We start from the raw sequence: 14,639 nt of genomic DNA, 5'->3' as shown, positions 1-14,639 counted from the left end.
GGGTAGCATGGCCGCGATCGAGTGGAGGATCCGCCGTGGTGGTTCGGCAGCAGTTCCGCAGCCCCGTGGGCGTCTCGCCCGTCTCCCCCTGGTCGGGGTTCGAGCGGGCCCGCGACCTCATCGACGACTTCGCCGGACGCTCGCCGTCCCGCTTCGCGATCCTCATCTTCTCGGCGCTCGTGCTCGTGTTCACCCTGCTGTTCTCGCTGCCGGTGTCGAGCACCACGGGCACCGTCACTCCGCTGCACGACGCCTTCTTCACCGCGATGTCGGTGATCTGCGTGACCGGCCTCGCGACGGTCGACATGGCGACGCACTGGTCGGCGTTCGGCCACTCGATCATCTTCGTCGGCGTGAACATCGGCGCTCTGGGAGTGCTGACGCTCGCCTCGATCATGGGCCTGGCGATCTCGCGCCGCCTCGGGCTCCGGGCGAAGCTCATGGTCGCCAGCGACTCGAACCCTCTGCGGATCCACTCCGGCCCCGTCGCCGAGGGCCAGGCCGTGCGCCTGGGCGAGATCGGCGGGCTGCTCGCCACCGTCGCGATCAGCGCCGCCGCGATCGAGATCATCGTCGCGCTCCTGCTGTTCCCGCGGATGCTGATCGACGGGATCCCGATCGGCGAGGCCGTCTGGCACTCCTTCTACTACTCCGCGATGGCGTTCACGAACACCGGCTTCGCCCCGAACGCCGCGGGACTCACCCCGTTCGAGGACGACTACTGGTTCCTCGGCATCCTGATGCTCGGCGTCTTCCTCGGCTCGATCGGCTTCCCCGTCATCTACGCCTTCTCCCGCGGCTGGCGGCGCCCGCGCAAGTGGTCGGTGCACGTGAAGCTGACGCTGGTCACCTCCGTGATCCTGCTCGTCGCCGGGGCCGTCCTCTACATCGTGCTCGAGTTCGACAATCCGAGGACCTTCGGCAGCCTCGATGCGGGAGACACCGTCTTCCAGTCCTTCTTCCTCTCGACGATGACGCGGTCGGGCGGCTTCTCGACGATCTCGATCCCCGACCTCAACGGCTCGAGCCTGCTCGTGACCGACATGCTGATGTTCATCGGCGGAGGATCGGCCTCCACGGCCGGCGGGATCAAGGTCACGACCCTTGCGATCCTCTTCCTGGCCGCCTTCGCCGAGGCCCGCGGCAACAACGACATGGAGGCGTTCGGCCGCCGGATCCCGAACGACGTCCTCCGCCTGGCCGTCTCGGTCGTGCTGTGGGGCGCGACGACGGTCGCCGTGTCGAGCGTCCTGATCCTGCACATCACCAAGGCCTCGCTCGACCACGTGCTCTTCGACGTGATCTCGGCCTTCGCGACCTCCGGGCTCTCGACGGGGCTCACCGCGGAGCTGCCGCCGTCCGGGGTCTACATCCTGGCGCTGACGATGTTCATGGGCCGCGTTGGTACCGTGACTCTCGCCGCCGCGCTCGCCGCGAGCCAGCGGAGGCAGTTGTTCAGACGACCGGAAGAGAGGCCCATCGTTGGTTGACCGCATCAGGTACGACGCCCCGGTGCTGGTGATCGGCCTCGGGCGCTTCGGAGCCGCCACGGCCGGCCAGCTCGACCGCCTCGACCGCGAGGTCCTCGCCATCGACGCCGACGCCGGTCTCGTGCAGAAGTGGTCGGAGCGGGTCACCCACGCGGTGCAGGCCGACGCCCGCTCGCTCGACGCCCTCGCGCAGATCGGCGCGCAGGACTTCCAGGTCGCCGTCGTCGCGGTCGGCTCCTCCATCGAGGCGTCCGTGCTGATCACCGCGAACCTCGTCGACCTCAAGATCCCGCAGATCTGGGCGAAGGCGATCTCGCGCTCGCACGGCAAGATCCTCGAGCGGATCGGCGCGAACCACGTGATCTACCCCGAGGCGGAGGCGGGCGAGCGCGTCGCGCACCTGGTCTCGGGCCGCATGCTCGACTTCATCGAGTTCGACGACGACTTCGTGCTCGCGAAGATGTACCCGCCCAAGCCGATCCGGGGGCTGACGCTCACGGAGTCGGGCGTGCGCCGCAAGCACCGCGTGACCGTCGTCGGCGTCAAGAGCCCGGGCAAGCCCTTCACCTACGCGACCGAGCAGACCGTCGTCTCGAACCACGACCTCATCGTGGTCAGCGGCACCCCCAGCGACATCGAGCGCTTCGCGGCCCTCGGCTCCTGACCCGCGCCCCTCCCTCCTCCTCCTCTGCGGCACGCCGCTCCGGTAGGCCCGCTGCGGCGTGTCGCGTATCCGGGCGGCGTCTCGCGGAGAGGAGGGCGGGAGTCAGGAGGCGGCGAGCTCGCGGGCGCGGGCCAGCGCGGCGTCGGTCGCCCGCGTGAAGAGGGCGGCGAGGTCGGCCTCCTGCAGGACCGCGACGGCCCGCTCGGTGGTGCCCTTCGGGCTCGTGACCCGTCGGCGCAGCTCCGCGGGCTCCTCGCCGGAGTCCGCGAGCAGCTCGGCCGCGCCGCGGAACGTGCCGACCACCATCGTCGACGCCTGCTCCGGAGTGAAGCCCTTCGCGACAGCGGCCGCGATGAGCTCCTCGATCAGCAGGAACACGTAGGCGGGCCCCGAGCCGGAGATCGTCGAGAGCGCGTCGAGCTGCGACTCCGGCACCTCGACCACCTCGCCGACCGTCTCGAACAGGCGGCGCACGAGCGCCAGGTCCTCGTCGCCGGACCGCGTGCCCGCGCTGAGGCCGGTGACGGCGCGGCCCACGACCGCGGGAGTGTTCGGCATCGAGCGGAGCACGGCGACGGACGCGGGCAGGTGCCGCTCGAACGTGGCCGCGGTCACGCCGGCGGCGACGGAGACGACGACCGCGCCCGGGGCGAGCGCGTCGGCGATCTCGTCGAGCAGGTCCGGCACCATGTGCGGCTTGACGGCCACGAGCACGATCGCCGCGCCCTCGACCGCACGCCGGTTGGCCTCCGGGTCGTCCGCGGTGGCGAAGGCGGTGACCACCGGGTGGCCGTCCCACGCGGCGGCCTTCGCGGAGTCGCGGTTGGTCACCCGCACGCCCCCCTCGACGCGCACGCCGGGAGCCAGCAGGCCCTGGAGGATCGCACCCCCCATCGAGCCGAGGCCGAGGACGGCGATGGACGGGAGCAGGACGGGCGCATCGGTCACGCCGCTCATCCTACGAAGAGCCCGCGGCAAGGGGGTCCGGGTGCGGTCCGGGGCCTCGTAGGATGGCCCGACCATCCAGCGGCGAGCCCGAGGAGACCACGTGAGCGCATCCGGAGGCGGCACCGCGATCATCGCGGCGCTCGCGGCCAACCTCGGCATCGCCCTGACGAAGTTCGTCGCCTGGTTCTTCTCCGGATCCGCCTCCATGCTCGCCGAGGGCGTGCACTCGCTCGCCGACTCCGGCAATCAGCTGCTCCTGCTGCTCGGCGGCCGCAAGTCGCGGAAGGCCGCCGACGAGGAGCACCCGTTCGGCTACGGACGGGAGCGCTACGTCTACGCCTTCGTGGTGTCGATCATCCTGTTCTCCGTCGGCGGCGTCTTCTCGCTCTACGAGGGCATCGAGAAGATCGCCGAGCCGCACGAGCTCGAGAACGCCTGGCTGCCGATCCTGGTCCTCGTGATCTCGATCTGCCTCGAGGGCTACTCGCTGCGCACCGGAGTGAAGGAGTCGAACCGGGTCCGCGGCTCGCAGTCCTGGTTCCAGTTCATCCGCCGGGCGAAGGCGCCGGAGCTGCCGGTCGTGCTCCTCGAGGACGTCGCCGCGCTCACCGGCCTGACGTTCGCGCTGCTCGGAGTCGGGCTGACCGTGATCACCGGCGACTCGGTCTACGACGCGATCGGAACGATCATGATCGGCACCCTGCTGATCGTGGTGGCGATCGTGCTGGGCGTCGAGACGAAGAGCCTGCTGGTCGGCGAGGGGGCGACTCCCGCCGACGCCGCCTCGATCCGCGCCGCGCTCGAGGCCGGGCGCGACGTCGAGCGCGTCATCCACATGCGCACGCTCTACCTCGGACCGGACGAGATCCTCGTGGCCGCGAAGCTCGCCTTCCCGGCCGCCGAGACCCTCGAGCACGTGGCCGCCGGAATCGACGCCGCCGAGAAGCGGATCCGCGAGGCCGTTCCCGCCGCCACCACGATCTACCTCGAGCCCGACGTCGACCGCGGACGCGCGGGACCGCCGGCGGCCCGTCCGGCCGTGACGGAGGCGGAAGGGACGGCCGCCGCGGCCGCTCCGGCCGCCGCCGCTCCGCCCGCCGCCTCCCCGCCGGCCGCGCCGCACGGGAGCGCCTGAGATGCGCCGGGCCCTGGCGATCGTCAACGAGCGCGGTGCCGGGCTCGGCGCGCTCGAGCCGATGCTGACCGAGCGGGGGTTCGCCGTCGACGCCGTCGCAGGGACGGACCTCGACGCGATCGACATCCTCGCCCCCGACCTCGTCGTCACGCTGGGCTCCAGCGCCGGCGTCTACGAGACCTCGCGGCACCCCTTCATCAGCCCCGAGATCGCGCTCCTGCAGGACCGGATGCACCACCGCCGTCCCACGCTCGGCGTCTGCTTCGGAGCGCAGCTGATCGCGACCGCCCTGGGCGAGTCCGTCCATCCCGGATCGGCCCGCGAGGTCGGCTTCCGCCCGGTCGTGCTTACGGAGGAGGGCGCCGGCTCCCCGCTCCGGCACCTCTCCGGCGTCGACGTGATGCAGTGGCACGGCGACACCTTCGCGCTGCCCAGCGGAGCGGCGCTGCTGGCGTCGTCGCCGGCGGGCGAGGTGCAGGCGTTCGCCGTGGAGGACTGGCTCCTCGGCGTGCAGTTCCACCCCGAGCTGACCGGCACGATGGCCGCGCAGTGGCTCGAGGGCGACGGGGAGTGGGCAGGAGCGGCGGGCTACGACGCCGCCGTGCTCGCCGACGACGTCGCGGCGGAGCGCTTCGAGCGGATGCACGCGGCGACGCGGCTCGCGCTGACGGAGTGGCTGGGCGCTCCGAGCTGAGGGGTTCGGCGGCGCTCGGCGTCAGCGGCGGTCGGCGAAGAAGTCGAGCAGGAGCCGCGAGCTCTCCGCGGCGCGGACCCCGGGGTACACCTCGACCACGTGGTTGTGCCGGCGGTCGCGGAGGAGGTCGTGCACGGATCCGGAAGCGCCCGCCTTCTCGTCCCACGCGCCGAAGACGACGCGGTCGATCCGCGCCGCCAGGATCGCTCCGGCGCAGAGCACGCACGGCTCGAGCGTGACCACCAGCGTGCAGCCCTCGAGATGCCAGTCGCCGCGGGCCTCGGCCGCCGCGCGGATCGCGACCACCTCGGCGTGCGCCGTCGGATCCCGCCGCAGCTCGCGCTCGTTGCGCCCGAGCCCGAGCACCGCACCCTCCGAGTCGAGGATCACCGCGCCCACGGGGACGTCGCCCCAGCCCGCGGCCCGCCGCGCCTCGTCGAGCGCCAGGCCCATCCACTCCACGGAGCGGTGGGGGACGCGGAGATCGCTGTCGCGCATCGCTCCCCCTCCTGCGGCGGCCCGCTGCGGCCGGTGGGGCGCCGCTCCGGCCAGTAGATTGAGCTTATGCGCGTCCACGTAGCCGACCACCCGCTGATCACCCACAAGCTCACCGTGCTGCGTGACAAGCGCACCCCCTCCCCCACCTTCCGGCAGCTCGCCGAGGAGCTGATGACGCTCCTCGCCTACGAGGCCACCCGCGGCGTCCGCACCCGCACCGTCACCATCGAGACCCCCGTGACGCAGACCACCGGCCTCGCGCTCAGCGACCCGCAGCCGCTGGTCGTCCCGATCCTCCGGGCCGGCCTCGGGATGCTCGAGGGCATGGTCAAGCTCATCCCGACCGCCGAGGTCGGCTTCCTGGGCATGGCACGCAACGAGGAGACGCTCGAGCCGACCACGTACGCGGAGCGCCTGCCCGACGACCTGTCGAACCGCCAGTGCTTCGTCCTCGACCCGATGCTCGCGACCGGCGGCTCGCTCGTCGCGGCCATCCAGTTCCTCTTCGACCGGGGAGCGGTCGACGTCACCGCCGTCTGCCTGCTCGCCGCCCCCGAGGGCCTGGCCGCCGTCGAGAAGGCCTTCGGCGACCGCGACGTGACCATCGTCCTCGGCTCCCTCGACGAGAAGCTCAACGAGCTCGGCTACATCGTCCCCGGCCTCGGCGACGCGGGCGACCGCCTCTACGGCCTCGCGGGCTGAGCCCGCCGGCCCCCGGACGAGCGGGCCTCGCGTCGCACCCCGGAACAGGGAGCCCCGCTGAGCCGTGCCGGTCGGCCGGCGCAGCGAGGGTCTCGACAGCCCCCACCGCGACCGTCCGGCAAAGCCCGTCCTGCGGATCGAGCAGCCCGCGCAGCGGGCGCATCGAGGTCCCCAATCACGGCGCGCGCCTCCTCCCGAGCACCGGAACCACCCCCGACGCGCCGTCCATCCCCACGGAAGTGTTGACGCCGTGCACCGGCCTCCGCTTTACTGACGGACATGAGTGACACCCTGCACGCCCTGACCTCCCTCGAGGCCATCGGGAATGCCGGCATGATGATGGCCGGTGGCCCCGTCATGTGCTGTCGAATGTGTGCATGAGGAACTGACCTCGCCGGATCCCCGCACCGCCTCCGCCCGCTGATCGTCACGATCGGCTGAGCGTCCGAGGCGCGGACGATCCCCTGGATGCCCCGCATCCGTCTCTGCCGCCACCGCGCACCGCGGGCCGGCTCGATCGCGCACACCCGGATCCGCACCCTCGGACACTCGTCCCGGATCCGACCAGCCAAGGACTCGTCATGACCCTCCTCCACACCCGCACCGTCACCGCCGCCACCTCCACCGAGGCGCCCCGCCTCCAGCCGGTCGCCGACGCCGCGCCCGCAGCACCCCGCCTCCGCGCCGTCCCCCAGGGCACCGAGGCCCGCGGCTTCGCCCTCTACGTCGGCATCGACGAGGCCAAGGCCCGTGCCGCCGGAGTCGACCTCGGCCGCCTGGTCGAGGAGCTCAAGCGCGTCACGGCGCAGCTCGCCCCCGACGCCGAGACCTACGCCTCCGTCGCCCTCGCCCCTCAGGGCGCCGGCGGCCGCGACGTGGACGTGGTCCGCCTCGCGCTGCAGGACCCGGCCGCCGTCGCCAAGCGCCGCTCCGACGCCGAGCCCGACCCCGACCGTGCACCCGGCGGCGTCGTCATCGACATCTCCCGCAAGCGCGTCATCCTCGACGAGGAGACCACCCCCCTCACCTACAAGGAGTTCGAGCTCCTCCAGTACCTCGTGCTCCGCGAGGGCCGCACCATCGAGCGCGCCGAGCTCATCGCCTCGCTCTGGGGCGCCGCGGACGACGACGCGCCGAACGAGCGCACCATCGACGTCCACGTCCGCCGCCTCCGCGCCAAGCTCGGCCGCTACGAGGAGATCGTGCGCACCGTCCGCGGAGTCGGCTACCGCTTCGACCGCCACGCCGACGTCGCCATCCGCTACGCGTCGACGCCGTCGCCGGATCTGTTCTGAATTGCGAGGAGAACGCTTGCGTTCTCCTCGCCGCGGTCGGCTTCACCCGTTGTCTCGATTCGGAGAGCGGGTCGCGACCGGCTAGCGGGAAAAGCTGACACGCGTTTCCCGCGTTCGCCTCGAGGGCGGGACGTCCTCTCGGCCTCGACGGATGTGCGCGACCGCTCCTCAGACGTGGAGGGCTCGACGGCCCGCTGCGTGGTCGAAGCCGTGGCGGGGCGGGTCGCGCCTCACGGGGCAGGACGACGGGGCCGGGCCGCGTCGGCGGGGGACGAGGGCAGGGGGTGCTCGTCGTGTCCGTCAACGGTCAGGGATGGGCTGCGGTTCGGTGCGGACGTCGGAGGCAGCAGACGGGGCGTCCTGGGTCAGGAGAGAGTCGTGCGGAGCGCGGGCGGGCGCGGCGACGGGCGGGGCGGGGCGGCTCAGGGAGGATTCAGGAAAGAGAGGGTTGCGTCGTTACCGGGTCGTTATATAGTTCAAGTGCGTCGACCGTTTGCTGTGGCGGGAAGCGCGAGAAGTGATTGCAGGACACTCTTGGTGCAAGGGAATGAAGGCCGGCCGCTCGCCTCAGCGGCCGGCCTTCTGTCGTTCCCCCGGCCCCCTTCCTCCGACTCCCCTCCTCCCAGCACCCCGGCGTAGGCTGTACGGCGTCTGGATGTCAGGGAACCGCTTCCTGAGTGCCGTGAAGGAGGACCAGTGGGGTCGAGAGAGGCCGTCGCCGCCTGGGAGTCGCTCTTCCGCGCCCAGGTCCAGGTGATGCGCACCCTGAGCACCGAGTTCCCCTCGCGGGAGATCTCGATGAACGAGTACGACGTGCTCTTCAACCTCACCCGGCAGCCCGGTCGGCGCGCACGGCTGCGCGACCTGAACCGGCACGTCCTCCTGACGCAGCCCAGCGTCAGCAGGCTGATCGACCGGCTCGCCGCCCGCGGCTGCGTCGAGAAGAGCGAGGATCCGGCGGACGCCCGCGGCACGATCATCGCGATCACCGACGAGGGCTACGCGCTCTTCCGCCGCGTCGCGCTCACCCACATGAGGACCATCTCGGAGCAGGTCGGCGGCGTCCTCGACGAAAACGAGCTGAAGCAGCTGACCGCGCTCTGCGACAAGCTCCGCGACGGCATCGCCTCCGCCTGATCCGTCCCCGCTAGCACGGGCCGCAGCGACCGGCCAGGTCTTCGCCGCGGCGCGGGACTCGCGGATCATGGTGGTCACCATGAGTGACACCTCCCCCACCCTCGTCTGGCTCCGCGACGACCTGCGCCTGGCCGACAACCCCGCTCTGCGCGCCGCGATCGACCGTGGCGGCCCCGTCGCGGTCTGCTACGTGCTCGACGAGGAGTCGGCGGGCATCCGTCCGCTCGGGGGCGCCTCCCGCTGGTGGCTGCACGGCAGCCTCGCAGCCCTCGCCGCCGACCTGCGCGAGCACGGCGCCCCGCTGATCCTGCGCCGTGGGCCGGCCGAGGCCGTCGTCCTCCAGCTCGCCGAGGAGATCGGCGCCGGAGCCGTGCACTGGAACCGCCGCTACGGGAGGGCCGAGCGCACCGTCGACGCGGCGGTGAAGGAATCGCTCCGCAACGGCGGCCTCGAGGCCGAGAGCCACCAGGGCTCGCTGATGTTCGAGCCGTGGACCGTGCAGACCGGCGCCGGCGGCCCCTACTCCGTCTACACGCCCTTCGCCCGCGCCTGCCGCGCCAAGCCGACGCCGCGCGCGCCGCTCCCCCGCCCCCGCTCGCTCGACGGCGTCACGGGAGAGATCGCCTCCGACTCCCTCGACGACTGGGAGCTGCTGCCCACGCGTCCCGACTGGGCGGAAGGGCTGCGCGAGCGCTGGGTCCCCGGCGAGAAGGCGGCGGCCGACCGGCTGCGCGCGTTCCTCGCGGAGCAGCTCGACGACTACGCCGACGGCCGCGACCGGCCGGCGGAGGACGCCACCTCGAACCTCTCCCCGCACCTGAGGTGGGGCGAGATCAGCCCCTTCCAGGTGTGGCACGCCCTGGAGGAGGCGCACGCGAAGGGCCTGCACCGCGGCGACGGCAGCGACCGGTTCCTCTCCGAGGTGCTCTGGCGCGAGTTCTGCTACCACCTGCTGTTCCACTGGCCGGATCTGGCGACCGCGAACTTCGACACCCGGTTCGACTCCTTCCCGTGGGGACGCCCCGGCCAGGAGGCGATCGACGCCTGGCACCAGGGGCGCACCGGCTACCCCCTGGTGGACGCCGGCATGCGCGAGCTCTGGAGCACCGGCTACATGCACAACCGGGTCCGGATGGTGACCGCGTCGTTCCTGATCAAGAACCTGCTGGTCGACTGGCGGGTGGGCGAGGAGTGGTTCTGGGACACCCTGGTCGACGCGGACCCGGCGAGCAACGCCGCGAACTGGCAGTGGGTCGCGGGCTCGGGAGCCGATGCGTCGCCGTTCTTCCGGGTCTTCAACCCGGTCACGCAGTCGAGGAAGTTCGACCCGGCCGGCGAGTACATCCGCCACAACGTGCCGGAGCTCGGCGGAGTCGAGGGCGCCGCCGTGCACGAGCCGTGGACGCTCGGGGACACGCTGACCGGAGGCGCGGACGGCTACCCGGCGCCCCTCGTCGACCTCAAGGAGACGCGGGCGCACGCACTGGACGCCTTCGCGCAGATCAAGAGCGCCCCGCGCGACATCTCGCCGAGGGGCGACGACTGAGCGTCGCCGGCTAGACGCGTCCCGCCGGGCCGGTGGAGCGGCCGGACCCGGCGAGCGGGTCCTCCTCCCCGCCCTGATCGCGCAGATCGCGGGCCGGGATGCCGACGAGCACCGCTCCGTCGGGCGCGTCCTTCACCACGACGGCGTTCGCGCCCACGCTGACGTCGGATCCGAGCACGAGCGGGCCCAGGACGACCGCGCCGGCGCCGACGACCACCCGGTCGCCGAGCGTGGGGTGCCGACGCTCGCGCCGGGCCGACCTCCCGCCCAGCGTGACGGAGTGGTAGAGCATGCAGTCGTCGCCGATCCGCGCGGTCTCGCCGATGACGACGCCCATGCCGTGGTCGATGAACAGGCGTCGGCCGATGGTCGCACCGGGGTGGATCTCCACCCCGGTCGCCGCGCGCGCCGCCTGGCTGAGCAGCCGGGCGGGCAGGCGGAGGCCGCGCCGCCACCAGGCGTGCGCGACGCGGTGCACCCAGACCGCGTGCACTCCCGGGTAGGAGAGGACGACCTCCACCGCGCTCCGGGCGGCGGGGTCGCGCTCCCGGGCGGTGCGGACGTCCTCGCGGAGCAGGGCGAGGAGCCCGGGACGCTCCGGTCCGGACGGGACGCGGCGCTCCGGCCGACCGTCGCGTCCGGAGCGGGGCGTCCCGGCTCGTCTCGAGGGGCTCAGCTGCGGAGGTCCTCGTACAGGACGGTCGAGATGTACCGCTCGCCGAAGTCGCAGACGATGGCGACGATGGTCTTCCCCGCGTTCTCGGGGCGCTTCGCGACCTCGAGCGCGGCCCACATGATCGAGCCGGAGGAGATGCCGCCGAGGATCCCCTCCTGCGCGGCCATCTCGCGGGCCACCCGCACGGAGTCGTCGAGCGTCACGTCGATGATCTCGTCGTAGACCTCGCGGTCGAGGATCGCGGGGACGAAGTTGGCGCCGATGCCCTGGATCTTGTGCGGACCGGCGGTGCCCTGGGTGAGGAGCGGGGAGTCGATCGGCTCCACTCCGATGATCTGCACACCGGGCTTGCGCTCCTTGAGCACCTGGCCGACTCCGGTGATGGTGCCGCCGGTGCCGATGCCGGCCACGAAGACGTCGACCTCGCCGTCGGTGTCCTCCCAGACCTCCTCCGCGGTGGTGCGGCGGTGCACCTCGGGGTTGGCGGCGTTCTCGAACTGGCGGGCGAGGATCGCGCCGGGGGTCTCGTCGACGATCGCGCGGGCGCGCTCGACCGCTCCGCGCATGCCCTCGCTGCCGGGGGTGAGCACGATCTCGGCTCCGTAGGCGCGGAGGAGGACCCGGCGCTCGACGGACATCGTCTCGGGCATCGTGAGGACGACCTTGTAGCCGCGGGCGGCGCCCACCATCGCGAGCGCGATGCCGGTGTTGCCGCTCGTGCCCTCGACGATCGTCCCGCCGGGGGGCAGCTCGCCGGAGGCCTCGGCCGCGTCGATGATGGCGACGCCGATGCGGTCCTTCACGCTGTTCGCGGGGTTGTAGAACTCGAGCTTGGCGAGGACCGTCGCCTGATCGGCGCCCTCCAGCCGGTTGATGCGGACGAGAGGGGTTCTGCCGACGAGCTGGGTCACGTCGTCGTGGATGCGTGCCATGGTGTGCGCTTTCTGCCGGGGCCGGCCGCCCGGGGCCCCGGAGCGGTGGGTGGAACGGGTGCTGCAGCGCCCCTCGGAGCGGCGCTCCCCCCACGATACGGATGCATCGACCCGAGGTCAGCACTCCGGACGCGCCCACTCCTGCGCATCACCCGCCAGCTCCTCATCTCCACCGGGAGGAGGACGCCCCGCAGGCGCACCCGTCACGTACCATGAACCCGGGGGATCGCGCGACTGCTCGCGAGGCTTCTCGCCACCCTCCCTCACATCTCCGCGGCCCGGCGCCGCGTCGAAAGGACGACCGCTCCATGGCACTTCCCTCTGCATCCCGCCGCTCCGTCCGGCCGCTCGGGATGTCGCTGCGGGCGGTCATGGGGTTCATCGGGATGAGCGCCGTGGCGGGCGTCCTGATCACCGTCGGCGTCACGCCGGCCCTCGCGCTGACGGGCCTGGCGACGAGCAACACGATCGGCATGTTCCAGAACCTGCCGGGCTACCTCGACGTGGGCCAGCTGATGCAGCGCACCAACGTCTACGCGAGCGACGGGACGACCCTCCTCGCCTCCGTCTACGACCAGAACCGCGTCGAGGTCGGCTGGGACGACGTCGCGCAGTCCGCGAAGGACGCGGCCGTCGCCGGCGAGGACCCGCGCTTCTACGAGCACGGCGGCATCGACCTCCAGGGCACGCTCCGGGCCATCGCCGTCACGCTCACGGGCGACGACCTGCAGGGCGGGTCGTCGATCACGCAGCAGTACGTGAAGAACGTCCTGGTGCAGAAGGCGGAGTCGATCACCGACGAGGCCGCGCGCGACAAGGCCTACCAGGAGGCGACGGACCCGACCCCCGAGCGCAAGCTCAAGGAGATGCGCCTCGCGATCGGACTCGAGAAGGAAGCGTCGAAGGACGACATCCTGCTCGGCTACCTCAACATCGCCCTCTTCGGGGGCACCGTCTACGGCATCGAGGCCGCGGCGAACTACTACTACGGCATCCCCGCGAGCCAGCTCTCGACCTCGCAGGCGGCCGCGCTGCTGGCGATCGTGAACAACCCGGCGAAGTTCCGCTTCGACAACCCGGGCGACGAGGCGAACGGCGCCGCCAACGGCTACGCCGCCACCAAGGAGCGCCGCGACTACATCCTGTCGGAGGAGCTCAAGCACGGCCGGATCGACCAGGCCGCGCACGACGCCGCCGTCGCCGAGCCGATCACCCCGAACATCACGGAGCCCTCGACCGGCTGCACCACCGCCGGCAACGCCGCGTACTTCTGCGACTACGTGCTGAACGTCCTCCGCAACGACTCCGTCTTCGGGGCGACCGACGACGAGCGCTATCAGCGCATCCGCCAGGGCGGCTTCGACGTCGTGACGACCCTCGACCTCGACATCCAGCAGGTCTCGCAGGCGGCGCTCAACGCCTACATCCCCTCCGTCGACCCGCGCTTCCAGGTCGGCGCGACGGCCGCCTCCGTCGAGGCGAAGACGGGCCGCGTGCTCTCCATGGTGCAGAACACGCAGTACAGCCAGGACGAGCAGTTCCTCGCCGCGAACCCCGGCTACAGCGCGATCAACCTCAACGTCGACCTCAGCATGGGCGGCGGCTCCGGCGTGCAGACCGGATCGACCTACAAGGTGTTCACGCTGGCGCAGTGGCTGAAGGCGGGGCACACCGTCAACGAGTCGTTCGCCTCCCCCACCTCCGGCTTCAGCTCCTACCCCCAGAAGTGCAACGTCGAGGGCGACGGCGGCTACTACGGCAGGTTCTCGCCTCGCAACGACGACCCGTCGGAGGACGCGAGCTCGATGAGCGCGCTCGGCGCGACCACGAACTCGATCAACACCGGCTTCATGGGAATGGCGCAGCAGCTCGACCTCTGCGACATCCGCACCACCGCCGAGTCGTTCGGGATGCACCGCGCCGACGGCCGCGAGCTCGCCAACGGGCCGGCCTCGGTCCTCGGGACGAACGAGATCGCGCCGCTGACGGTGGCCAACGCCTACGCGGGGATCGCGAACGACGGCACGACCTGCTCGGCGATCGTCATCGACCGGATCACCGACAGCGAGGGCAACGCCGTCGCCGCCCCGGCATCGGCGTGCACGCCCTCCGTGTCGCCCGAGGTCGCCCGAGGGATGCAGTACGCGATGCAGCGGGTGATGACCTCCGGAACGGCCTACGCCTCGAACCCCTTCGACGGGATCGAGCACATCGGCAAGACGGGCACCACCGACGAGGCAGCCGACGTGTGGACGGCGGGCGCCAGCAAGGCCGCCTCCCTGGCGGTCTGGGTCGGCAGCATCAACGGCTTCGCCGACAACACCAAGCAGAACCTGCGCTTCATCAGCCTGACGGGCGAGAAGGGGACCATCCGCGCCTCCAACGCCCGGCACGCCATCTGGAAGCCGATCATGACGGCGCTCGACGAGAAGTACGGCGGCGACGACTTCACGGCACCGCCTGCCTCGATGCTCGCGTACTCGCCGCGATCGGCGGCGAACTCCGAGGTCCCCGACGTCACGGGCGAGACGGTCGAGAGCGCCACGGCGATCCTCACCGCCGCCGGTTTCGTCGTCGGGATGCACGAGTCTGTCGACTCCGCGACGATCCCGGAGGGCTCCGTCGTGTCGACGACGCCGAGCGCGGAGGAGACGGCGGTCGCCGGCGGGGTGATCCCCCTCCAGGTGAGCACGGGCAAGGCTCCGGCCAATCCGAACGACATCTCGGACCTGAACGGCGACCTGATCGAGTAGAGACGTCGCCCGTCCCGTGAAGGGGCCGATCCCTCCGGGGGTCGGCCCCTTCTGCTGTCGTGGCGCCGAGCCTGCGCGGGCGCCGTCGCGCCGGCTCCGGGCGGACGGGCGTCCGGCGCGGCCGTGGCGCGCCTCGTCGGGGATGTCGCAGGCCTCGCCTAGGGTGCTG

13 protein-coding genes are annotated in these 14,639 nt (G+C 71.9%); 9 read left to right on the top strand and 4 right to left on the bottom strand.

From position 1 onward, the window contains the following. Positions 1 to 119 precede the first annotated feature (119 nt). Positions 120 to 1,490 carry a TrkH family potassium uptake protein gene (locus tag C5D09_RS02930; protein WP_258060566.1) on the top strand — a complete coding sequence of 457 codons (1,371 nt, stop codon included), beginning with the start codon at positions 120 to 122 and terminating at the stop codon, positions 1,488 to 1,490. Next, positions 1,483 to 2,154: a TrkA family potassium uptake protein gene (locus tag C5D09_RS02925; RefSeq protein ID WP_068255410.1), complete on the top strand. Its 672-nt coding sequence runs from the start codon at positions 1,483 to 1,485 to the stop codon at positions 2,152 to 2,154. The genes C5D09_RS02930 and C5D09_RS02925 overlap by 8 nt, the downstream gene beginning before the upstream one ends. 102 nt (positions 2,155 to 2,256) lie before the next feature. Here the strand turns inward: C5D09_RS02925 and proC are convergent, their stop codons facing one another. Then, the gene (proC, locus tag C5D09_RS02920; RefSeq protein WP_104233429.1) at positions 2,257 to 3,111 is read right to left on the bottom strand and encodes a pyrroline-5-carboxylate reductase; all 855 of its coding nucleotides are present in this window, start codon (positions 3,109 to 3,111) and stop codon (positions 2,257 to 2,259) included. Between the two features lie 91 nt (positions 3,112 to 3,202). On the opposite strand from proC, the gene C5D09_RS02915 reads away from it, so the two are divergent. Both C5D09_RS02915 and C5D09_RS02910 read left to right on the top strand, forming a co-directional pair. After that, positions 3,203 to 4,237, top strand: coding sequence for a cation diffusion facilitator family transporter (locus C5D09_RS02915; RefSeq protein ID WP_104268573.1), 1,035 nt, complete (start codon positions 3,203 to 3,205; stop codon positions 4,235 to 4,237). A gap of 1 nt (position 4,238) precedes the next feature. Beyond that, positions 4,239 to 4,931 carry a gamma-glutamyl-gamma-aminobutyrate hydrolase family protein gene (locus C5D09_RS02910; protein ID WP_104268572.1) on the top strand — a complete coding sequence of 231 codons (693 nt, stop codon included), beginning with the start codon at positions 4,239 to 4,241 and terminating at the stop codon, positions 4,929 to 4,931. 21 nt (positions 4,932 to 4,952) lie between these two features. Here the strand turns inward: C5D09_RS02910 and C5D09_RS02905 are convergent, their stop codons facing one another. Beyond that, positions 4,953 to 5,429 carry a nucleoside deaminase gene (locus tag C5D09_RS02905; RefSeq protein ID WP_219813041.1) on the bottom strand — a complete coding sequence of 159 codons (477 nt, stop codon included), beginning with the start codon at positions 5,427 to 5,429 and terminating at the stop codon, positions 4,953 to 4,955. 66 nt (positions 5,430 to 5,495) lie between these two features. On the opposite strand from C5D09_RS02905, the gene upp reads away from it, so the two are divergent. The 4 genes from upp (at position 5,496) to C5D09_RS02885 (ending at position 10,109) form a co-directional block, all read left to right on the top strand. Next, positions 5,496 to 6,131: a uracil phosphoribosyltransferase gene (upp, locus tag C5D09_RS02900; protein WP_104224850.1), complete on the top strand. Its 636-nt coding sequence runs from the start codon at positions 5,496 to 5,498 to the stop codon at positions 6,129 to 6,131. 581 nt (positions 6,132 to 6,712) lie between these two features. Beyond that, entirely contained in the window at positions 6,713 to 7,426 is a 714-nt protein-coding gene (locus C5D09_RS02895) for a winged helix-turn-helix domain-containing protein (RefSeq protein WP_104224849.1), read from the top strand. A 756-nt stretch (positions 7,427 to 8,182) separates the two neighbouring features. Continuing rightward, a complete protein-coding gene (locus C5D09_RS02890) occupies positions 8,183 to 8,563 on the top strand; it encodes a MarR family winged helix-turn-helix transcriptional regulator (protein ID WP_104257198.1) in 381 nt (126 codons plus the stop codon). 79 nt (positions 8,564 to 8,642) lie between these two features. Beyond that, on the top strand, positions 8,643 to 10,109 hold the full coding sequence (locus C5D09_RS02885) for a deoxyribodipyrimidine photo-lyase (protein ID WP_104268611.1): 1,467 nt from the start codon (positions 8,643 to 8,645) through the stop codon (positions 10,107 to 10,109). Positions 10,110 to 10,119: 10 nt separating this feature from the next. On the opposite strand, the gene epsC is transcribed toward C5D09_RS02885, so the two are convergent. Beyond that, on the bottom strand, positions 10,120 to 10,686 hold the full coding sequence (gene epsC / locus C5D09_RS02880; RefSeq protein WP_104224204.1) for a serine O-acetyltransferase EpsC: 567 nt from the start codon (positions 10,684 to 10,686) through the stop codon (positions 10,120 to 10,122). A 95-nt stretch (positions 10,687 to 10,781) separates the two neighbouring features. Further along, positions 10,782 to 11,717: a cysteine synthase A gene (gene cysK / locus C5D09_RS02875; RefSeq protein ID WP_104268571.1), complete on the bottom strand. Its 936-nt coding sequence runs from the start codon at positions 11,715 to 11,717 to the stop codon at positions 10,782 to 10,784. Positions 11,718 to 12,025: 308 nt separating this feature from the next. On the opposite strand from cysK, the gene C5D09_RS02870 reads away from it, so the two are divergent. Then, entirely contained in the window at positions 12,026 to 14,470 is a 2,445-nt protein-coding gene (locus C5D09_RS02870; RefSeq protein ID WP_181135001.1) for a penicillin-binding protein, read from the top strand. Positions 14,471 to 14,639: the final 169 nt, after the last annotated feature.

Origin of the sequence: Rathayibacter sp. AY1C9 (assembly GCF_002932315.1) — a bacterium.
In the GTDB taxonomy this organism is placed as follows: domain Bacteria; phylum Actinomycetota; class Actinomycetes; order Actinomycetales; family Microbacteriaceae; genus Rathayibacter.
Note: the sequence above shows the minus strand (reverse complement) of the source record. Positions and strands in the feature narration are given on the sequence as shown.